The organism is Streptomyces sp. NPDC055955, assembly GCF_042270245.1.
In the GTDB taxonomy this organism is placed as follows: domain Bacteria; phylum Actinomycetota; class Actinomycetes; order Streptomycetales; family Streptomycetaceae; genus Streptomyces.
In genome coordinates this window covers 108,446-128,167 of the sequence record NZ_JBHJYS010000012.1, presented here as the reverse complement: position 1 = coordinate 128,167, position 19,722 = coordinate 108,446, and the positions used below count along the sequence as shown (strand labels likewise).

Below are 19,722 nucleotides of genomic sequence, written 5' to 3'. Positions count from 1 at the left end.
CCGCAGGCCACGGTCCAGGCCGACCTCAGGGACATTTCCGGGTACGGCCTCCTCCGCAGGTGCCGGTCCGGGGCCTGTCAGGGGTCCTGCCACGGTCCGACCCGGGGGTCTGCCCCCAGGTGCCGGTTGGGGTCCCCGGCGCCCGGCTGGAAGACTGGTCCCATGAACGACGCCTCTCCCGCCTCCGCCCCTCAGGGCCGCCCCGTCCTCGACGTCTGGTGCGAGCTCCAGTGCCCCGACTGCCGCACCGCTCTCGACGACGTGCGCGCGCTGCGGGCCCGCTACGGCGACCGCATCGACCTGCGTCTGCGGCACTTCCCGCTGGAGAAGCACAAGCACGCCTTCGCCGGCGCGCAGGCCGCGGAGGAGGCCTTCGAGCAGGGACAGGGCTGGCCTTACGTGGAGGCGGTGCTCGGCCGGGTCGAGGAGCTCGACCGCAAGGGCGAGCCGTTCCTCGTCGAGATCGCGCGTGAACTGGGCCTGGACGCCGAGGAGTTCGACACAGCGCTCATCGACGGCCGGCACATCCTGATCGTCGACGCGGATCAGGCCGAGGGCAAGGCCATCGGCGTCACGGGCACACCCACGTACGTCATCGGCGGCGAGCGGCTCGACGGCGGCAAGAGCCAGGACGGCCTGCGTGAGCGCGTCGAGGAGATCGCCGACCGACTGCTCGGCTCGTAGCCGACGGCCCGCGGGCCGCTCAGAGCAGCGGCTTGTACAGGTGGAACTCGGTCGCCCGGTATCCGAGCGACTCGTACAGACGGACGGCCGGGGTGTTGCCCGCGAAGACGTTGAGCCCCAGGCGGGTGACGCCCGCGGCGTGCGACTCGGCCTCCGCGAGGAGCATCAGCGACCGCCCGTGGCCGTGCCCGCGGTGCTCGGCCGCGACCTCGACGTCGTAGACGTAGGCGCTCTCGCCGCGCAGCGCGACCCACAACGTGCCCACGACCGCGCCGTCCGCCTCGAGCACGCTCAGGACCGCGTCCCGTGTGGCGAGCCCTTCCGCGAGCGTCGCCGCGTGATCGGCCTCGGCCTTGGCGTGTGCCTGCGCCTGCGAGACGCCCCGCTCGACCAGGGTGCGCACGTAACCGGCCTGCGTGTGCGCCTCCCATGCGGTGTACTCGGGGCCGGTCATGCGCCGTCCCGCGCTGCCCGCCGGGAGCGTGGGGGGCTCGGCCGGGAGCTCCTTCTCCATGTTGCGGTTGCGCTCGACGTAGCCGAGGGCGGTGGCCAGGGCGAGGGCACGCTGGGCCGGCGCGGGGATCGAGACCTCGATCCGGCCGCAGCCCCAGCCGCGCGCCACCTCCTCGGCGGCGAGCGCGGCGACGGTGCCGCGGCCCCGCCCGCGGTCCTCCTCGTCGATCCGAAGATCACGGATCCGGGCCACTCCCTCGCCGTAGACGGGGTGGGTGCCCAGACGCAGCTCGCCGACGGGGCGGCTGTTCACGCACACCTTGTAGTGGCGTGACCGCGTCCCGTCGGCATCGCGCTGAAGCGGCTCGGACGGCCGCAGGGTGGTGGTCATCAGGGGTGTTCTACCCGCCCTGTGACCACCGCGTCACCCGGATTGGCAGTCGTCCGTTCTACGGGTCGAGGTCGTCCGCCGCGCGCTCGTCGAAGACGCGCATCGCCTTGGCCGTGACGGGACCAGGCGCGCCGGGCAGCTCGCGTCCGTCGACCCGGTGCACACCCTGCACGTCGCGCAGGGTGGACGTCAGGAAGATCTCGTCGGCGCGCTCCAGGACGTCCAGCGGCAGATCGGTCTCCTTGGCGCCGGTCCACTCGACGGCCAGCGCGCGGGTGATGCCCGCCAGACAGCCGGAGGCGACCGGCGGGGTGTGGATCTCGCCGTCGAGGACGACGAAGACGTTCGACCCCGTGCCCTCGCAGAGCTGACCCACCGTGTTGGCGAACAGCGCCTCGGAAGCGCCCTGTTCGCGCGCGCGGGCGAGCGCGACGACGTTCTCCGCGTACGAGGTGGTCTTCAGGCCGGTGAGCGCGCCGCGCTCGTTGCGTGTCCACGGGACCGTGACCGTCGCGGTGGAGTCGGGACGCCGGGCGGCCTCGCCGAGGGCGACCACCAGCGTCGGCCCCTGCTCACCGCGGTCGGACCCCAAGGGGGAGAGCCCTCCGGTGTACGTGATCCGCAGCCGGCCGAGCGGCATCGGGTTGGCCTCGAGGACGGCGTCGCAGGCCCGGCGCACCTCGTCGAGGTCGGGCTCGGGCAGACCGAGGCCGCGCGCGGAGCGGGCGAGCCGGTCCAGGTGGCGGGTCGGCGCGAACGGCTTCCCGTCGACCGACTTCACGGTCTCGAAAATGCCGTCGCCCACGGTCAGGCCATGGTCGAACACCGAGACACGGGCGGCCTCGAGGTCCTGCAGTGTGCCGTCGAGCCAGATCTTCACGTAGGGATCCCTCCACTTTCCTGGTACGTACCCGACGCTACCGCGAGCAGCCGAGAAGCCTTCAGTTCGGTCTCCCGCCACTCACCTTCGGGGTCCGATCCCCAGGTGATGCCGGCGCCGGTGCCGAACCGCAGGACGCCCTCGGCCCGGTCGGCCCAGAACGTGCGGATGCCGACGGCCAGCTCGCCGGTGCCCCGGTCGGCGTCGACCCAGCCGATGCCGCCGCAGTACGGCCCGCGGGGCGCCGTCTCCAGGGCCTCGATGATGCGCAGGGCGCTGGACTTGGGCGCTCCGGTGACCGAGCCGGGCGGGAACGCGGCGTCGAGCAGTTCGCGCCAGCCCGCGCCGTCGCGCAGTTCACCGCGGACGGTGGAGACGAGGTGGACGAGGCCCGGGTGCTTCTCCACGACGCACAGCTCCGGGACGGTCACGGAACCGGTCGCGCAGACGCGTCCGAGATCGTTGCGGACCAGGTCCACGATCATCACGTTCTCCGCGTAGTCCTTCTCCAGGAGGTCCGCCTCGGTGCGGCCCGTGCCCTTGATCGGCCCGGACTCGACGATCCGCCCGGTGCGGCTGAGGAAGAGCTCGGGGGACGCGGTGGCTATCTCCACACCGTGCTCGGGAAGGCGGATGGTCCCCGCGTAGGGGGCCGGGTTGCCGCGCGCGAGGAGCGCCGTGAGGGCGTCCACGTCCGCGCGCGGGGGAAGGGGCGCGGACAGGACGCGGCAGAGGTTGGCCTGGTAGACGTCGCCGGCCGCGATGCGGGTGCGGATCCTGCGGACGCCCTCGGTGTAGGCGGCCCGGTCGAGGGACGACGTCCAGTCCTCGGCCGCGGGCCCCTGCCAGGCCCCGGGGACCGGGGCGGGCACGGGCTCCTCCCGTACGGAGTCGAAGCGGGCACATACGAGACGGCCCTCGAAGTCCGCGGACACGGCCCAGAAGCCGGCGGAGTCCAGAGCCTCGGGATCGCTGGTCACGTCGCGCAACTCGGTCGCTACGAGAGCGCCGAAGCGGGCCAGAGGGGGCAGGTCGTGAGGGAGGTCGCGCACGTCTTCGAGTCTATGGCGGGTGTCCCCCGCGTGACCTGGGGCAGTCGCACCGCAGCACGCTGCGCAAACGCGTTTTTGTACTGGCCCAGGAATCCGCTAGAGTTCAACACGTCGCCGGGACGCGCAAGCGAAACGGAAACGACAAGCGGACGTAGCTCAGTTGGTAGAGCGCAACCTTGCCAAGGTTGAGGTCGCCAGTTCGAACCTGGTCGTCCGCTCAGGAAGTGGGGGATCTTCCCGAACCCCCACACTCCTGGTGGAGTGGCCGAGAGGCGAGGCAACGGCCTGCAAAGCCGTCTACACGGGTTCAAATCCCGTCTCCACCTCCAAGGACGATTAGCTCAGCGGGAGAGCGCTTCCCTGACACGGAAGAGGTCACTGGTTCAATCCCAGTATCGTCCACTGGATCATCACGAAGGTCATCTTCTCGACGGTCCGAAACCCGCGCGATTAGCTCAGCGGGAGAGCGCTTCCCTGACACGGAAGAGGTCACTGGTTCAATCCCAGTATCGCGCACGCAGTACCACTCACGGGTCCTGATACAGTCTGGTCCGTCCCGCGCGATTAGCTCAGCGGGAGAGCGCTTCCCTGACACGGAAGAGGTCACTGGTTCAATCCCAGTATCGCGCACAGTCAAGAAGCCCCCAGCCTTTCGGCCGGGGGCTTCTTCATGTACCGGGCGGCTCAGGAGGAGAAGAGCATCCGGCCGAAGCCGCCCTTGTGGTGACCGTGGTGGCCGTGGTGCCCGCCGTGGTGCGGGGCGCCCCAGGCCGGGGCCGGGGCCGACGGGTACGCCTGCGGGGCCGGCGGCGCCGGCGGCACCTGCTGCTGCCACTGGGACTCGAGGCGCGTCAGGGACTCCAGCTCGCCGTAGTCGAGGAATATCCCCCGGCAGCCACTGCACTGCTCGATCTGGACGCCATTGCGGTTGTACGTGTGCATCGGTGCATGACACTTGGGGCACTGCATCGTCGGCTCAACTCCTCGCCGTTGGGCACTTCTTCGCCGGAACACTTCCCGGCAGCGGTCCGTTGCACCCTACTTCGCCACGCCGTGCGCCAACTCGGCCGGTACTGCTGCCATTCGGTCACAGGCGTCGACCAATGCCTCCTCCGCCTCGTCGAGCGCCCGGCCGGCCGCGACGGCCTTGGCCACGGCGAGCGCCGCGGTCTGGACGGTGAGGGCACGGGCCGGGGCATCGAGGGCGGACCACGGGTCGCCCTGGAGCGACGGAGCGCCGCCCGCCTCCTGGTACGCGGTGAGGAACCTCGTCCACTCCTGTGCCGGAAGCAGGCCGCACGCGAACCACGCGGCGGGGCGGGCGAGATCCCAGGCCGGGTCTCCGGTGCCGAGGTCGTCCACGTCGATCAGGAGCCAGGGACCGATGTCCGCGGGGCGGCGGACGAGCTGGCCGAGGTGCAGGTCACCGTGGCACAGGGCCGACGCGTGCCGGGCGGGGGTCTCGGCGCGGGCCCACGGCGGCAGACCCGACCAGGCGCGCAGGATCGGGACGGACGCCGGGTGCGGGCCGGCGGCCAAGAGCCGCGCGACGGCGAGGGCCGCCTTGGCGGGGCCGCGCATCGGCGGGAGCGGGCCCGGGAGTTCCGCCGTGGGCACGGTGTGGAGGCGGGCCAGCAGCGTGGCCGCGTCCTCCCACGGCGCGCGTCCGGGAGCGTCGGGGTCCACGGGACTGCCGTGCGGCCAGAACGTGACGAGCCGGTCGTGCAGATGGGCCGCGCCCGGCGTGAGGGGCGGCAACAGGACGCCGGGGAGCGCCGCAGCCGCGGCAAGGCGGGCGTTGAGCTCGGCGGGATCCGTGCCGGGGGCGTGGGCCTTGGCGACGATGTCCCCGTGACGCACGACCGTGCCGTCCGCCCGGTCGGCGAGTACGTCTCCCGCGGCCGGGCAGGCGCAGGGTCCCTGAGTGCGGTGCGCCGCGCCATGTGCCGTGGCGGTGAGTGCGGGCAGCAGGACGGGTGCGGTCATCGGTGGTTCCCCCCGGACGGTGTCACCGCGAGCGTACGCAGAAACCGGCCATGGGTCTTACGGGTGCGCGGGCAGAACAATGGCCGCGCAGCTCCCCAGCTGCGCGGCCATCATGTGCCGTCCGCCGCACCCCCGTCCCCACGGGGTTTCATGGCCGGATGTCCCCGCCCGGACCGCTCTTCCGGGCCTGGGGCGCCGCTCAGCGCCCCAGCATCACGCCCACGGACGACGCTTGTGTGACCACTGCCTCCCAGCCGCCGAAGACGAATACGAGCAGGGCCGCCAGGGGAAGAACCATGGCCGCCGCCACCAAGGGGTGACGGCGCTCGGAACGACGGCCGCCGAACGCGGCGAACGCCCTGCGTCCCTGCGTGCGGACCATCGTCCGCGGTGCCGTGTCCGCCATGGTTCCTCTCCCGGTCAAGATCTTCGGTTTGCAGCGGCGGGCACCTGACCTCGGGGGACGAGTGCTTGCACCCGCCGCTTGACCTCAAATCTAGGCGCGTCGGGAGCCACGGTCGTCATGCCCTCGTACCGATTGCCGGGCCTCCCGGAGGATGACCGCCGCCGTCCCGCCTACTCCCCTGGGTGGAGAAAAGGACCTAGGTCTCGGGCTAGGTCTCGGGGTCTTCCCGGAGGGGACGCGCGGCGCGGGCCTCCGCCTCCGAGGGCTCCTCCCTGGGTACCGGCTGCTCGACCAGGGCGAGCACCCGGGTCGCCATGAATCGTGCCGTACGCACGACAGTGCCGGAGCGGGTGACTTCGCTCACTTCCACCACGCCCCTGCGGACCGCCGTCTCGACCCGGCGGCCCGCCCGGCTCGCCACCACCTCGTACGTGCGCGTCGTGTCCCCCGCGTCCACGACTATCTCCACTCGATCACCCTTCACAGGCCCAATCCCCCTTCTACGACGGACGGTTGGCTGTCAGGGCAGGCCTGGGCCGCAGCGCTCCCGCTTTCCCTGACCACCTCTCAAGTTTCCCACCGGGCACTGACAATCGATCGGATCGCGAGGGCGCGGCCTATGCGCGCACCCGGCCGTGGAAACGTAAGCTGTCGCTCGTCAAACGGACCGGGCAGCGGGGATGGACATGGCGATGATGCGCCTGAGGCGCGAGGACCCGCGTGTCGTCGGCTCGTTCAGGATTCACCGGCGGCTCGGCGCGGGCGGGATGGGCGTCGTCTATCTGGGCTCCGACCGCCGTGGGCAGCGGGTCGCACTGAAGGTGATCCGGCCCGATCTCGCGGAGGACCAGGAGTTCAGGTCACGCTTCGCGCGCGAGGTCTCCGCGGCCCGCAGGATCAGGGGCGGCTGCACGGCCCGCCTGGTGGCGGCCGATCTCGACACCGACAAGCCGTGGTTCGCCACCCAGTACGTCCCCGGCCCCTCGCTGCACGACAAGGTCGCCGAGGAGGGGCCGCTGGCCGCCTCCGACGTGGCCGCGGTCGGCGCGGCGCTGTCCGAGGGGCTCGTCGCCGTGCACGAGGCGGGCGTCGTGCACCGCGACCTCAAGCCGTCGAACATCCTGCTGTCGCCCAAGGGCCCGCGCATCATCGACTTCGGCATCGCCTGGGCGACCGGCGCCTCCACGCTCACCCATGTCGGTACGGCCGTCGGCTCCCCCGGGTTCCTCGCCCCCGAGCAGGTACGGGGCGCCGCTGTCACACCCGCCACGGACGTCTTCGCGCTCGGTGCCACCCTCGCGTACGCGGCGATGGCCGACTCACCCTTCGGGCAAGGCAGTTCCGAAGTGATGCTGTACCGGGTCGTGCACGAGGAGGCCCAGCTGCACGGCGTACCGGACGCCCTGTCCCCGCTGATCCGGGCCTGCCTCGCCAAGGACCCCGAGGAGCGGCCCAGCACGCTCCAACTGTCGCTGCGGCTCAAGGAGATCGCGGCCCGTGAGGCGCAGGGCCTCGGCGACGCCAGGCCGCCCGCGCCGCGCGGGGAGATCGACCGGCCCACGGGCCGGCTCGCCGAGCAGTACTCGGAGCAGCGCACGCAGCGCCGCGCTCCGCAGGGCACTCCCCCGCCCCGGCCGAGCAACGGTTCCTCGCGGACCGGCGGCAGCACACGGCCGGGCGCGCCCCGCAACACGACGCGTCCGGGCGCGCGCCCCGCGCCCCGCAGCAACGGCGGGCGGCAGGGGCCGCGTACGACAGGGACCGGGAAGCGCCGACCCGCCAATCCGCGGCTGCTGCGCCAGCGGCTCTTCGTGTTCGTGGTGGTGACGCTGCTCGTGGCACTCGCGATCGCGGCGGCGCAGGGCTGCCAGGGGCCGTCGCGCGGGCTCGGTGAGCCGCGCGGCGGCGTGCACGCGCAGGAGACGCTGCCCCGCCCCTACCTCTGAGGTCCGGTCAGGACCGGGGGCGGCCGGTGGCCACCGCGTAGAACGCGACCGCGGCCGCCGCTCCCACGTTGAGCGAGTCGACGCCGTGGGCCATCGGGATGCGCACCCATTCGTCGGCGGCGACCAGGGCCTGGGTGGAGAGGCCGTCGCCCTCGGCGCCGAGCATCAGGGCCACGCGGTCCATCTTGTGCGGGGCCACCTCGTCGAGGCTCTTCGCCTTCTCGTCGGGGGTGAGCGCGAGCAGGCTGAAACCCGCCTCGCGCACCGACTCCAGGGACTTGGGCCAGGATTCGAGGCGCGCGTACGGGACCGAGAAGACGGCGCCCATGGAGACCTTCACCGAGCGGCGGTAGAGCGGGTCGGCGCAGTCCGGGGAGAGCAGGACCGCGTCCATGCCGAGCGCTGCCGCGCTGCGGAAGATGGCACCGATGTTCGTGTGGTCGTTCACCGCTTCCATGACGACGACGCGGCGCTGCGTGGCGAGGAGTTCGTCGGCGGTCGGAAGCGGCTTGCGCTGCATCGAGGCGAGGGCGCCGCGGTGCACGTGGTAGCCGGTGACGCGCTCGGCGAGGTCCGGGCTCACGGCGTAGACCGGGGCCGGAACCTCGTCGATGACGTCGCGCATGACGTCGACCCACTTGGCGGAGAGCAGCATGGACCGCATCTCGTACCCGGCCTGCTTGGCCCGTCTGATCACCTTCTCGCCCTCGGCGATGAAGAGGCCCTCGGCGGGCTCGCGCCTGCGGCGGAGCTCGACGTCGGTCAGGCCCGTGTAGTCGCGCAGGCGCGGGTCGTCGGGATCTTCGATGGTGATGAGACCTTGAGCTTCAGCCACAGGTTGATACTGCCTTGTCCTGGGTGCGGTGCCAACGGCTCGGAGCGAGTTCTGTTACCGCTGGTTACGCGTGGGGGCGGGTGAGGGGTTACGCGGTGTGCTGCGGGCCCACCGCGACGACGTCGCCGATGACGATGACGGCCGGGGGCCTCACCTCATGGGTGCGGACGGCTTCCTCGACCGTCTCCAGGGTCGCGTCCACGCGGCGCTGGGCGGCCGTGGTGCCCTCCTGGACCAGGGCGACCGGCGTCTGCGCGGACTTGCCGTGCGCGACGAGGGTCTCGGCGATCCTGCCGATCTTGTCGACGCCCATGAGGACGACGAGGGTGCCACGCAGCTTGGCGAGGGCGGGCCAGTCGACGAGAGAGCGCTCGTCGTCCGGCGCGACATGGCCGCTGACCACGGTGAACTCATGGGCGACGCCGCGATGGGTGACCGGGATGCCGGCCGCGCCGGGGACGGAGATCGAGCTGGAGATGCCGGGGACGACCGTGTACGGAATGCCCTCGGCCTCCAGCGCGATGGCCTCCTCCATGCCGCGGCCGAAGACGTACGGGTCGCCGCCCTTGAGACGGACGACCGCCTTGCCCTGCTTGGCGTGCTCGATGAGCGCGTTGTTGATGGCCTCCTGGGCCATGTAGCGGCCGTACGGGATCTTCGCCGCGTCGATCACCTCGACGTGCGGCGGGAGTTCGTCGAGCAGGTCGCGGGGACCGAGCCGGTCCGCGATGACGACGTCCGCCTCGGCGAGGAGACGGCGGCCGCGGACGGTGATCAGGTCGGGGTCGCCGGGTCCGCCGCCGACCAGACTGACGCCGGTGGTACGGGTGCGGTGGTGCGGGGCGACCAGCGAGCCGTCGCGCAGGCCCTCCACGATCGCGTCGCGCACGGCCGCCGTGTGGCGGGGGTCGCGGCCGGCGGCGTCGGTGGTCAGGACGGCGACGGTGACGCCCTCGGAGCGGCCGGTGGCCGGCGTCCAGGCGGTGGCCGCGTCGGCGTCGTCGGAGCGGACGCACCAGACACGGTGGCGCTCGGCCTCGGCGGAGGCCGCCTCGTTCGCGGTGCGGTCGCCGGTGGCGATCAGGGCGTACCAGGCGTCGGCCAGGTCGCCGTCCGCGTACGGGCGCCGCGACCAGGTGAGTTCACCGCCGTCCACCATGGCCTCCACCGAGGGCGTCGCGCTGGGCGAGACCAGGTGGATGTCGGCGCCCGCCGCGATCAGGGCCGGCAAGCGGCGCTGGGCGACCTGGCCGCCGCCGAGCACGACTACGCGGCGGCCGGTGAGACGGAGGCCTACGGGGTACGCGGGGTGTTCTGCGGCCATGGGCGTGCGGCTCCTCGTGCGGGTGGCGCGTGTGACGGGTGATGCCTGTACGAGGCTCGCTTCGGCGCTGGAGCGGGCCTTTGACGTGCGGGTTCAGCGTACGGGGCGGGCCGGACGCATGTCCCGGCCCGCCCCTGCGGCAGTGAGGGCCGCTGCCCTCGGCCCTGCTACTTCTCGGTGACGCCCGCCGAGTCGAACGTCGCCACCTCGTGCATCGCACGGGCCGCGCTCTGGACGATCGGCAGGGCGAGGAGCGCTCCCGTGCCCTCGCCGAGGCGGAGGTCCAGGTCGATCAGGGGGCGCAGGCCCAGCTTGTTCAGGGCCGCCACATGGCCGGGCTCCGCGCTGCGGTGGCCGGCGATGCAGGCCGCGAGGACCTCGGGGGCCACGGCGCGGGCGACCAGGGCGGCCGCTCCGGCGCTGACGCCGTCCAGGATCACCGGGGTGCGCAGCGACGCGCCGCCCAGGAGGAGGCCGACCATCGCCGCGTGCTCCAGGCCACCGACCGCGGCCAGGACGCCGATCGGGTCGGCCGGGTCCGGCTGGTGCAGGTCGAGCGCGCGGCGGACGACCTCGACCTTGCGGGCATGGGTCTCGTCGTTGATGCCCGTGCCGCGGCCGGTCACCTCGGACGGGTCGACACCCGTGTAGACCGAGATCAGGGCGGCCGACGCCGTGGTGTTGGCGATGCCCATCTCGCCGGTGAGGAGCGCCTTGTTGCCGGCCGCGACGAGGTCGCGGGCCGTCTCGATGCCGACCTCGATGGCCGCCTTGACGTCCTCACGGCTCAGGGCGGGCCCGGTGGTCATGTCGGCGGTGCCCGCCCGGACCTTGCGAGGCAGCAGGCCCGGGGTCGCCGGGAGTTCGCTCGCCACGCCCACGTCGATGACGCAGACCTCGGCGCCGACCTGGTTCGCGAACGCGTTGCAGACCGCGCCGCCGCCCAGGAAGTTGGCGACCATCTGGGCCGTGACCTCCTGCGGCCACGGGGTGACGCCCTGGGCGTGCACGCCGTGGTCGCCCGCGAAGATCGCAACGGCCGCGGGCTCGGGGATCGGCGGCGGGCACATCCGGGACAGGCCGGAGAGCTGGGCCGAGATGATCTCCAGCATGCCGAGCGCGCCGGCCGGCTTCGTCATCCGCTTCTGGCGCTCCCACGCCTCGCCGAGCGCCTTGGCGTCCAGCGGGCGGATGTTGGAGACGGTCTCGGCGAGCAGGTCGTGCGGGTCCTCGCCGGGCAGGGCGCGGCGGCCGTACGTCTCCTCGTGGACGACCCAGGACAGCGGGCGCCGCTTGGACCAGCCGGCCTGCATCAGCTCGGGCTCGTCCGGGAACTCGTCGACGTAGCCCACGCAGAGGTAGGCGACGACCTCGAGGTGGTCGGGCAGGCCGAGGGTGCGGACCATCTCGCGCTCGTCGAAGAAGCTGACCCAGCCGACGCCGAGCCCCTCGGCGCGGGCCGCGAGCCACAGGTTCTCGACGGCGAGCGCGGAGGAGTACGGGGCCATCTGCGGCTGCGTGTGGCGGCCGAGCGTGTGGCGGCCGCCGCGCGTCGGGTCGGCGGTGACGACGATGTTCACCGGGGTGTCGAGGATGGCCTCGATCTTCAGTTCCTTGAACTGCTTCGCGCGGCCCTTGGGCAGGGACTTGGCGTACGCGTCCTTCTGACGCATGGCCAGTTCGTGCATCGTGCGCCGGGTCTCCGCGGAGCGGATGACCACGAAGTCCCAGGGCTGCGAGTGGCCGACGGACGGCGCCGTGTGGGCGGCCTCCAGGACACGGAGCAGCACGTCGTGCGGGATCGGGTCGCTGCGGAAGCCGTTACGGATGTCGCGGCGCTCGCGCATGACGCGCAGGACGGCCTCGCGCTCGGCCTCGTCGTAGCCGGGAGCGGCCGGGCCCACGAGGTCGTCGGCCGGGGCCGGCGGCGTCTCGGGGGTCACGTCCGGCACGCCCTGGGGGGCGAGGTCGACGGCCTCGCGGGGGGCGGGGACGAGGGTCTCCTGCTCAGCCTCCACGAGCGCCTGCTCCGTCTCCGCGACGGGCTCGGCGGCCTCGGGAGCGGTCTCCGGCTGCGCGTCGGCCGGGGCGGGGGCCTCGACGACGGCGTCGGGGAGCACGGGAGGAACCTCGGCGGCCGCCTCGAACGACTCGGGCGCCTCGTTCGCCCCGGCGCTCCGGGAGAGCTCTGCCGCCTCGGAGAGCTCTGCCGCCTCCGGGATCTCTGCCACCTCGGGGATCTCAGAGGCTTCGTGCGTCGCCTGCGGCTCGTTCGTCGCGTGCGTTTCGTTCATCGCGTGCGCCGCGTCGTCGACCGCGTGTGCTTCGTGTGTCTCGGGTACCACGTGGACTTCGTGTGCTTCTTGCGCTGGGGGGACCTGGTCCGCGTCGGGCGTTTCGGGGGTCTCGTCGATGAGGACGGGAGCCGGAGCTTCGGGCGCCGCCGGTTCGGGCAACTCGGCCTCGGGCTCGGGCAGCGGTGGCACGACCATGTGCTGCGGCGGCGTCGGCGCCAGGTGCGGCGTGGTGGGGACCGTCCCCTCGACGGGCACGAACTGGCCGAGCGGCTGCGCCGCCCGGTCCGCCGGATCCTCGCCGGGAGCCTGCGGGAAGTGCTGGCCCTCAACCGCCTCGGGCGCCATGGCGAACTGGCCGGAGTGCGGGTCGACGGGCAGCTCACCGGGGTGCGCGGCCATCCGCTGATGCCCTGCGTAGGCGGCCACCGGCTCGGGCTGCACCGCGAACTGCGCGCTCTCGGGTCCCTGCCCGACCGGCGCGAACTGCACACCGTTCGGAGCGGAGGAGTAGTCGACGGCGTACTCGGCCGGTGCGGCCTGCTCCTCGGCGAACAGGACACCGTCGGGAGCCGCCGCGTACACCGGCACCTCCTCGGGAAGGGCGAACTCCGGGGCGACCGCGCCCTCCGGCGTCTGCTGGGCCTGCGCGGCGCGCGGGTCCTGCGGGTGCTGCGGCGCCTGGGCGAACACGGGGGCGTCGCCGACGGTCTGCTGCGTCGGGGCGGCCGGTGTGACGGGAGTGGCGTCCGGGACGACCGTTTCTGCTGCGGCGTCCGGTGCGAGCTCCTGCGCGACCTCCACGGCGGGCGCCTCGAAGCCCTGCTGCGGCGCCTGCGCGCCCCAGGGAGCGGCACCCTGCGGCGGGATCTCACCGAGCTGCGGCACCGGGGCGCCGCTCTCGTCGCGCGGGATGTCGAGGTACTCGGGCTCCGTGGCGGGCGGGCCCGCCTGAGGTACCGGCGTGGGGTTCGGCGGTGTGTGCGCGGGGCCGCGGTCGGCGAGCGAACGGACCGGGCTGCCCGTGCCGTCCGGCACCGGCGGGCCCATGTGCAGCGGGCGACGCGCGGGCCCGGCGTGCGGGGCGGGCGAGGGCCCCGGCACTCGGACGCCGTTCAGGTCCACCTGGCCGCTGTCCCGGCCCGCCGTCTCGTGCGGGCCCGGCTCGTGCGGAGCGGGCATCGGGGCGGCCTGCGGCTCGCCCCAGGCGCCCTGCGAACCCGGCATCAGCAGCAGATCGTCGTCTTCGGTGGGGGTTTCGGAGGGGTCGAGGAAGGTGTACGCACCCGGGGCGGGGACGCCCGGCTGTTCCACCGTGCCTGCGTTCTCCGGCAGCCCCTCGCCCGGAACCTGGCCGGTGTCGGTCATGCGTACCCCTCGCCCATCGGTTAGTGCTTCTTCGGCAGCCCCCGGCCGTCGGCCGGGGATGCGACCCCAGTGACCGGAGCGGCGCACCGACCGCCCGTCATGAAGAACGAGCGTGAGTGCCGTGCGGCACGAGCCGGCTGAGGACAACAGGTATTGTCCCGGTCGGCCGGCTGCCACCGCACCTGGATCGGGCACGGCCCGCTGTGGACTGCGCCACGTTGCGCATCCTCCGGTCCTGCCGTACCACACGCACCCCCAAAAGTGGCGCGTTTTCCGGACATTGACCGACGGAAAGCCGGTCGTCCGGGTGCAGTACAACGATCGGCCAGCCTACCGCGCGCCCCGGAGCGACGGGGTCACGGGTTGCGGTCGGGCAACTCTCCGGAGAGCAGGAACCCCACGGTCCGCTCCTTCTCGGTCCACACACGAGTGTCCAGCTCGACGGACTGCAGGAGCGAACACTCGACCCGGTAGCCGTGCTCCGACAGGTCCCTGCCGATGAGTTCGGCCGCATCGCGTGTCGCGGCGTGCGTCACGATGCGTCGGGGTCGCCGGTCGGCGACGGCGGAGACGACCGCCGCTCCCCCGCCCCCGATGCGTACGACATCGGGTTCGGGCAGGACTTCGAGAATGTGGGGCGCCGTGCCGTGCACGATCTGCGGCTGCACTCCGAAGCGGCGGGCGGTGGCGAGGGTCCGCGCGCAGGCGTCGGGGTCACGGTCGACGGCGATGACGGCGGCGCCGAAGCGGGCGGCCTCCGCGGTGAAGGCTCCGCTGCCGCAGCCGATGTCCCAGACGAGATCGCCCACGCGCGGTCCGGTGCGGGCGAGTTGGGCGGCGCGCAGGGGCTCGGTCTCACCCTCGCCGAGGCGGCCGCCGTACTCGGCGCCGGGCAGCGCCCAGCCACGCGGGGTGGCCGAGGGGGCGCCTCCGGCGAGCCAGGCGCTGTCGTCGGACGGGGCGCTCGGGCCGCCGATGACGATGACGACGTTCGGGTCGCGCCAGGTGTGGTCGGCGGCTTTGTCGCTGGTCACCACGGTGACCTGCTCGCGGTCGGTGCCGAGTTCCTCGCAGATGACGAAGGTGCGGTGGACGCCTTCGAGAAGCAGTCCGAGTTCGGCGGGGCCCGCTCCGGGCGAGGTGAGGACGGCGACCTTGGGGTGGGCGCGGCAGACGTTGACGGCGCGGCGCAGAGTGCGGCGGTGGGCGACGACGACCTGGGCGTCGTCCCAGGGCATGCCGGCGCGGGCGAAGGCCTGGGCCACGGAGGAGACGGCGGGGACCACCTCGACCTCGAGGCCGAACTCGGGCGCGCGCAGGGTGCGTACGACTCCGAAGAAACCGGGGTCTCCGTCGGCGAGGACGACGGCGGTGCCGCGGTGGGCGGCGATGCGGCGGGCGGCGAGCGAAACGCTGCCGAGTCTGATCCGCTCGGCACGGCCCGGCACCTCGGGAAGAGCGAGATGGTGGCCCGCGCCCGCCACGAGGGTGGCGGCGCCGAGGGCGGAGCGTGCTGCCGCGGTCAGGGGCGAGCCGTCCCAGCCGATCACCGTGACCCGGTCGGCCATCGTCGTCAGTCTCCTGGAGGTTCTCGCGGGTCGAACGGGCTCCGTGAGCGTACCTGGTGAACCTGAATGCGACCTCTGGGGTCAGTTCCAGTCCGAGAAGGCCGTGTATCCGCCGGTCTCGGCGAACTCGTCGGAGACGCCGTCGAGGTCCTCGGGCAGCAGGCTCCACACGATGAAGTCGGTCCGCAGGTCCTCCCAGCCGCCGTCCTCGGTACGCGTCCGCGCTATGCACGCGTTGCGCAGGACGCCCTCGCTGATGCAGCCGATCTTCTGGGCGACCTGCTGGGAGGCGGTGTTGTCGGCCGCGGTACGCAGCTCGAGGCGCTCCAGTCCCTGCTCGCGGAAGAGCCAGCGGGCGGTGGCGAGCGCCGCCTCGGACGCGTAGCCCTCGCCGCGGGCCCACGGCGCGATGATGTACGACAGCTCGGTGGAGCCCACGTGCCAGTTCGTCTTGCCGAGCTGGACGATGCCGACCAGGCGCTGGGTGAGGAACTCGGTGACGGCGAGGTCGAGGCCGCGGCCCGCGATGCGCTCGGTGGGGGCGTACTGGGTGATCCAGGTGCGGGCCTGGTCCTCACCGAAGGGCTGGGGCACCGAGGTCCAGGCGGCGACCATCTCGTCGTTCATCATCTCGGCGAGGGCGGGGGCGTCGTCCTCCTCGAGGGCGCGCAGGACCAGCCGATCCGTGCTGATGGAGATGTCCGGGAAGCCCCGAGTACCAGTAGTCATGGCGCCGCTCCGTAACCTTCATGGCCTGGTGAAGTGCCCAGCATGCAGCATGAAGGCACGTAACTGCACCACGGGGTCCTCTCCCGGTGCGGAAGAGGACCCCGTGCAGGCGCGGTGGCTGCGGGTGGTGCCGGCCGGCGGCGACCGGAAGCACCCATCCCCGGTCCCTGCCCTCGACGAGCTTCTCCACCTCGGGCGAAGTCGGCGGCGTGGCAGGCTTCTTGACCCGGTGTCGCGCCCGTTGCCCTTCTTGACGGCGAGGACGTTGTCGTACGGGTTCTTGACCGGGGACTCCGGAAGGATGGCGCCTGCAGAAGCTGAACGCCGCGCGCCCCGCGCGTGGTTGACGTACGGGGAGCGGAGCGGGCAGCCGTCTGCCCACGAGCCCGGGCAGCATCCGGTCCGTCAACTCCTCGGCCGAGGTCGGGGCGTGCCCACCTCGGCCGATTCGCGCTTCCGGCTGCGTCCGACGACGGGGGACCGTACTTCCCGCCCCTCCTCGTCGCATTCGCCCGACCCGCGGGCCGTCGGGCCGGGCGCGAGGGCTCCGGCGACGACGGCCGCGGGCATCGTGACGGTGCGCGTCAGCAGCTGCTCGTGTCCCGGATCAGAAGGAGGGGAGCACGGAGCCCTTGTACTTGTCCTCGATGAACTTCTTCACCTCGGGCGACGTCAGCAGCTTCGCGAGCTTCTTCACGCGCGGGTCGTCCTCGTTGCCCTTCTTCACGGCGAGGACGTTGTTGTACGCGTTGTTCTTCGTGGACTCCAGGGCGAGGGCGTCCTTGGCGGGGTTGAGGTGGGCACCGATCGCGTAGTTGCCGTTGATCACCGCGGCGTCGACGTCCTGCAGGGAGCGCGGGGTCTGGGCCGCCTCGACCTCCTTGAACTGGAGGTCCTTCGGGTTCTTCGCGATGTCCTGCGGGGTCGCCGTGGCCTCGGAGCCGCTCTTGAGCGTGATGAGCTTGTTGGCGGCGAGGAAGCGCAGGGCGCGGCTCTCGTTGTCGGCGTCGTTCGGGACGGCGATGGTGCCGCCCTTCTTCAGATCGCCGAGCGCCTTGGCCTTCTGGGAGTAGAGGCCGAGCGGCTCGAGGTGGACCGTGGCGACCGACTCGAGGTGCGTGGCGTTCTTCTTGTTGAAGTCTTCCAGGTACGGCTGGGTCTGGAAGTAGTTGGCGTCCACGGACCCGTCCTCGGTCGCCGTGTTCGGCGTGACGTAGTCGGTGAACTCCTTGACCTCGAGGTTGAGGCCGGCCTTCTTCGCCAGGTGGTCCTTCACGTACTCGAGGATCTCGGCGTGCGGGACGGGGGTCGCCGCGACGACGAGCGGGTCGGACGCCTTGGCCTTGGTGTCGCCCTTGTCGGAGCCGCAGGCGGTCAGGCCCAGGGTGAGGGCGCCGGTGGCGAGGACAGCAGCGGTGATCTTGGTGGTGTTACGCACGAAAAGTGCCTTTCTCCATGGGTGGTGCAACCCGCCGGGTGGGGCGGGGAGACAGTGAGCAGCGGGTCAGGGGGTCAGCGGGTCTTGGCCGGGGCGGCGTCCGCAGAGACGGCACCGGGCAGCAGACCGGTGAAGGCGCGGAAGCGGAGCGGTTCGCCGCCCTTGCCGGTCCGGCGGTGCAGGACGCGGGCCCCGCTGTCGCCGGCGAACTGGATCAGTGCGATCACGACGGCGAGGATCGCCACGATGATCCACATCAGCTCGGCCTCGAAGCGCTGGTAGCCGTAGCGGATCGCGAGGTCGCCGAGGCCGCCCGCGCCGACCGTGCCGGCCATCGCGGAGTAGCCGATGATCGCGATGATCGTCGTGGTGGTGGCCGAGATCAGCGACGGCAGCGACTCCGGCACGAGGACCTTGCGGACCACGGTCCAGGTGTTGCCGCCCATCGACTGCACGGCCTCGACCAGACCTCCGTCGACCTCGCGCACGGAGGTCTCGACGAGCCTCGCGAAGAACGGGATGGCACCGATCGCGAGCGGCACGATGGCGGCCTCGCGGCCGATCGTGGTGCCGACGATCCAGCGCGTGAAGCCCATCAGGGCGACCATCAGGATGAGGAAGGGCATCGAGCGGACGACGTTCACGATCTGCCCGATGACCTTGTTCACCGCGGCGTTCTGCAGCAGGCCGCCGCGGTCCGTGAGGACCAGCAGGACACCGAGGGGCAGGCCCACCACGACCGCGATCAGGGTGGACCAGCCGACCATGTAGAGGGTGTCCCAACACGCCTGGGACAGCAGCGGCTGCATCTCCGACCAGGTCACTTGGTGACACCTTCCTTCAGCAGTACGGGCTCGTGACCCTGGATCTCGACCTGGAGGCCCTGCTCACGCAGGAAGCCGATCGGCACGACGTTCTCGTCGAAGCGGCCGGGCAGCTCGATGCGCATGCGGCCGACCTGCTTGCCCCCGACGGTGTCCATCGCGGCGCCGAGGATCGAGATGTCGATGTTGTACGTGCGCGACAGCTGCGAGATGACCGGCTGGGTCGTCGACTCCCCGTGGAAGGTGACGTCGATGACCGTGCGGTCGGCGCCGGAGGCGTCGCCGCTGACCGGGAAGAGCGCGGCGGCGAGCTCGGAGCCGGGCGTCGCGAGCAGCTCGCTGACCGTGCCGGACTCGACGATCTGTCCGCGCTCCATGAGGGCGGCGGAGTCGCAGACCGTCTTGACGACGTCCATCTCGTGCGTGATCAGCAGGACGGTCAGGCCGAGCTGCTGGTTGAGGTCGCGCAGGAGCTGGAGGATCGAGCGGGTGGTCTCGGGGTCGAGAGCGCTGGTGGCCTCGTCGGAGAGCAGCACCTTCGGGTCTCCGGCCAGGGCGCGGGCGATGCCGACGCGCTGCTTCTGGCCGCCGGAGAGCTGGGCCGGGTAGGCCTTGGCCTTGTCGGCGAGGCCGACCAGGTCGAGGAGCTCCAGCGCCTTGCGCGAGCGTTCCTTGCCCGACGTGCCGAGGATCTCGAGCGGCAGCTCGATGTTGTCCTGGACCGTGCGCGAGGACAGCAGGTTGAAGTGCTGGAAGACCATGCCGATGCGGCTGCGGGCCTCGCGCAACTCCTTGCCGGCGCGGGAGCCGCGGCCGACGAGGGCGGTGAGGTCCTGTCCGGCGACCGTCACGGTGCCGGAGGTGGGACGCTCCAGGAGGTTGACGCAGCGGATGAGGGAGGACTTGCCGGCGCCGGACTGGCCGATGACGCCGTACACCTCGCCCTCGCGGACGTGCAGATCGACGCCGTCGAGGGCGGTGACCTCTCGACCGCGCGAGCGGTAGACCTTGGTGAGGCCCTGGGTGGTGATCACGTGGGATTCCGTCACTGTCGATTGCGCGGCGCGGGTGAGCGCCTGCGGCGGGCATTCATGGTCGGGATCGGCCTGGACGCAGCACGGTTCTCGCTGTGGCGGTGGAACCGGGGGAGACTGTGCGCGGGCGGCCCGGTCGCGTACGGCATCAGCACGGACAGGGCACGGCGTTTCGCTTCGGGGCGCGAGAAACAGGCGGTGCGGGGGCCCTCAGAAGGCGCACATTCGACACATACAACGAGCACCGGGCGTCATCGTCGCCTCGGTCGCAAGGGTGCGGCTGCTCGTCGTGGTCATGCGAAAAGTAAAGCAGAAGTGCGCCCGGATCCCCGAACCGCTGTCCGAATAGCGGACAGCCCTGGACGGGGGACGGCCCGACGCGGACGCCGCCCGAGTGACCCGTGCAGCCAGTGCGGACAGGGGCAGGAGGTGGTTCGCGCCGCCGCCCAGGCCCGGCCCGGCACCCGGTGCGCTGTGGTCAACGCCACGGTGGCGGGGCCGCGCGCAGCG

General features: G+C 72.2%; 17 protein-coding genes and 5 tRNA genes. 7 read left to right on the top strand and 15 right to left on the bottom strand.

The window, feature by feature from the left end:
• Positions 1-162 precede the first annotated feature (162 nt).
• Positions 163-684, top strand: a complete 522-nt coding sequence (locus ACFC96_RS24320; RefSeq protein ID WP_376614074.1) for a DsbA family protein — start codon at positions 163-165, stop codon at positions 682-684.
• 19 nt (positions 685-703) lie between these two features.
• Here the strand turns inward: ACFC96_RS24320 and ACFC96_RS24315 are convergent, their stop codons facing one another.
• From ACFC96_RS24315 to ACFC96_RS24305, 3 genes are read right to left on the bottom strand one after another with little or no spacing between them, the layout of a single operon-like run.
• Positions 704-1,528 (bottom strand): GNAT family N-acetyltransferase, encoded by an 825-nt coding sequence (locus ACFC96_RS24315; RefSeq protein ID WP_376257377.1) that lies wholly within the window; start codon positions 1,526-1,528, stop codon positions 704-706.
• A gap of 58 nt (positions 1,529-1,586) precedes the next feature.
• Complete coding sequence (locus tag ACFC96_RS24310; RefSeq protein ID WP_376257375.1) at positions 1,587-2,408, bottom strand: aminotransferase class IV; 822 nt, start codon at positions 2,406-2,408, stop codon at positions 1,587-1,589.
• Positions 2,405-3,460 (bottom strand): chorismate-binding protein, encoded by a 1,056-nt coding sequence (locus tag ACFC96_RS24305; protein ID WP_376257373.1) that lies wholly within the window; start codon positions 3,458-3,460, stop codon positions 2,405-2,407. The genes ACFC96_RS24310 and ACFC96_RS24305 overlap by 4 nt, the downstream gene beginning before the upstream one ends.
• A gap of 145 nt (positions 3,461-3,605) precedes the next feature.
• On the opposite strand from ACFC96_RS24305, the gene ACFC96_RS24300 reads away from it, so the two are divergent.
• The 5 genes from ACFC96_RS24300 to ACFC96_RS24280 all read left to right on the top strand — a co-directional run bounded on the left by ACFC96_RS24300 (position 3,606) and on the right by ACFC96_RS24280 (position 4,090).
• Positions 3,606-3,678: transfer RNA gene (locus tag ACFC96_RS24300), tRNA-Gly, on the top strand.
• A 37-nt stretch (positions 3,679-3,715) separates the two neighbouring features.
• Positions 3,716-3,789 (top strand) — tRNA-Cys (locus ACFC96_RS24295).
• Between the two features lies 1 nt (position 3,790).
• Positions 3,791-3,862 (top strand) — tRNA-Val (locus ACFC96_RS24290).
• A 42-nt stretch (positions 3,863-3,904) separates the two neighbouring features.
• Positions 3,905-3,976: transfer RNA gene (locus tag ACFC96_RS24285), tRNA-Val, on the top strand.
• Between the two features lie 42 nt (positions 3,977-4,018).
• A tRNA-Val gene (locus tag ACFC96_RS24280) sits at positions 4,019-4,090 on the top strand.
• 54 nt (positions 4,091-4,144) lie between these two features.
• Here the strand turns inward: ACFC96_RS24280 and ACFC96_RS24275 are convergent.
• The 4 genes from ACFC96_RS24275 to ACFC96_RS24260 form a co-directional block, all read right to left on the bottom strand.
• Positions 4,145-4,429, bottom strand: coding sequence for a zf-TFIIB domain-containing protein (locus tag ACFC96_RS24275; RefSeq protein WP_116503309.1), 285 nt, complete (start codon positions 4,427-4,429; stop codon positions 4,145-4,147).
• A gap of 69 nt (positions 4,430-4,498) precedes the next feature.
• The gene (locus tag ACFC96_RS24270; protein WP_376614072.1) at positions 4,499-5,446 is read right to left on the bottom strand and encodes a phosphotransferase family protein; all 948 of its coding nucleotides are present in this window, start codon (positions 5,444-5,446) and stop codon (positions 4,499-4,501) included.
• A 199-nt stretch (positions 5,447-5,645) separates the two neighbouring features.
• A complete protein-coding gene (locus tag ACFC96_RS24265; protein WP_376614071.1) occupies positions 5,646-5,852 on the bottom strand; it encodes a hypothetical protein in 207 nt (68 codons plus the stop codon).
• A gap of 208 nt (positions 5,853-6,060) precedes the next feature.
• Positions 6,061-6,336, bottom strand: a complete 276-nt coding sequence (locus tag ACFC96_RS24260) for a hypothetical protein (protein ID WP_376614069.1) — start codon at positions 6,334-6,336, stop codon at positions 6,061-6,063.
• Positions 6,337-6,532: 196 nt separating this feature from the next.
• Here ACFC96_RS24260 and ACFC96_RS24255 point away from each other — a divergent pair, with 196 nt between their 5' ends.
• Entirely contained in the window at positions 6,533-7,798 is a 1,266-nt protein-coding gene (locus ACFC96_RS24255) for a serine/threonine-protein kinase (protein WP_376614067.1), read from the top strand.
• A gap of 7 nt (positions 7,799-7,805) precedes the next feature.
• Here ACFC96_RS24255 and ACFC96_RS24250 read toward each other — a convergent pair whose 3' ends face one another.
• From ACFC96_RS24250 to ACFC96_RS24215, 8 genes are all read right to left on the bottom strand, one after another.
• Positions 7,806-8,633, bottom strand: coding sequence for an RNA methyltransferase (locus ACFC96_RS24250; protein WP_266566453.1), 828 nt, complete (start codon positions 8,631-8,633; stop codon positions 7,806-7,808).
• Between the two features lie 88 nt (positions 8,634-8,721).
• On the bottom strand, positions 8,722-9,957 hold the full coding sequence (gene cobA, locus ACFC96_RS24245; RefSeq protein WP_376614065.1) for a uroporphyrinogen-III C-methyltransferase: 1,236 nt from the start codon (positions 9,955-9,957) through the stop codon (positions 8,722-8,724).
• Positions 9,958-10,124: 167 nt separating this feature from the next.
• Positions 10,125-13,619: a nicotinate-nucleotide--dimethylbenzimidazole phosphoribosyltransferase gene (gene cobT, locus ACFC96_RS24240; protein WP_376614063.1), complete on the bottom strand. Its 3,495-nt coding sequence runs from the start codon at positions 13,617-13,619 to the stop codon at positions 10,125-10,127.
• A gap of 356 nt (positions 13,620-13,975) precedes the next feature.
• Positions 13,976-15,187, bottom strand: coding sequence for a precorrin-6y C5,15-methyltransferase (decarboxylating) subunit CbiE (gene cbiE / locus ACFC96_RS24235; protein ID WP_376257363.1), 1,212 nt, complete (start codon positions 15,185-15,187; stop codon positions 13,976-13,978).
• Between the two features lie 81 nt (positions 15,188-15,268).
• A complete protein-coding gene (locus ACFC96_RS24230; protein ID WP_227293686.1) occupies positions 15,269-15,916 on the bottom strand; it encodes a GNAT family N-acetyltransferase in 648 nt (215 codons plus the stop codon).
• A 607-nt stretch (positions 15,917-16,523) separates the two neighbouring features.
• Complete coding sequence (locus ACFC96_RS24225; RefSeq protein ID WP_376257361.1) at positions 16,524-17,354, bottom strand: MetQ/NlpA family ABC transporter substrate-binding protein; 831 nt, start codon at positions 17,352-17,354, stop codon at positions 16,524-16,526.
• A gap of 74 nt (positions 17,355-17,428) precedes the next feature.
• Entirely contained in the window at positions 17,429-18,178 is a 750-nt protein-coding gene (locus tag ACFC96_RS24220; protein ID WP_376257359.1) for a methionine ABC transporter permease, read from the bottom strand.
• Entirely contained in the window at positions 18,175-19,212 is a 1,038-nt protein-coding gene (locus ACFC96_RS24215; RefSeq protein ID WP_376257357.1) for a methionine ABC transporter ATP-binding protein, read from the bottom strand. The genes ACFC96_RS24220 and ACFC96_RS24215 overlap by 4 nt, the downstream gene beginning before the upstream one ends.
• Positions 19,213-19,722 lie beyond the last annotated feature (510 nt).

Bases quoted from the DNA above. Each gene is read 5' to 3' on its own strand.
- ACFC96_RS24230 (WP_227293686.1), bottom strand. From the start codon at position 15,916: ATGACTACTGGTACTCGGGGCTTCCCGGACATCTCCATCAGCACGGAT.
- ACFC96_RS24315 (WP_376257377.1), bottom strand. From the start codon at position 1,528: ATGACCACCACCCTGCGGCCGTCCGAGCCGCTTCAGCGCGATGCCGAC.
- cobT (WP_376614063.1), bottom strand. From the start codon at position 13,619: ATGACCGACACCGGCCAGGTTCCGGGCGAGGGGCTGCCGGAGAACGCA.
- ACFC96_RS24265 (WP_376614071.1), bottom strand. From the start codon at position 5,852: ATGGCGGACACGGCACCGCGGACGATGGTCCGCACGCAGGGACGCAGG.
- ACFC96_RS24255 (WP_376614067.1), top strand. From the start codon at position 6,533: ATGGACATGGCGATGATGCGCCTGAGGCGCGAGGACCCGCGTGTCGTC.
- ACFC96_RS24270 (WP_376614072.1), bottom strand. From the start codon at position 5,446: ATGACCGCACCCGTCCTGCTGCCCGCACTCACCGCCACGGCACATGGC.
- cbiE (WP_376257363.1), bottom strand. From the start codon at position 15,187: ATGGCCGACCGGGTCACGGTGATCGGCTGGGACGGCTCGCCCCTGACC.
- ACFC96_RS24275 (WP_116503309.1), bottom strand. From the start codon at position 4,429: ATGCAGTGCCCCAAGTGTCATGCACCGATGCACACGTACAACCGCAAT.
- cobA (WP_376614065.1), bottom strand. From the start codon at position 9,957: ATGGCCGCAGAACACCCCGCGTACCCCGTAGGCCTCCGTCTCACCGGC.
- ACFC96_RS24320 (WP_376614074.1), top strand. From the start codon at position 163: ATGAACGACGCCTCTCCCGCCTCCGCCCCTCAGGGCCGCCCCGTCCTC.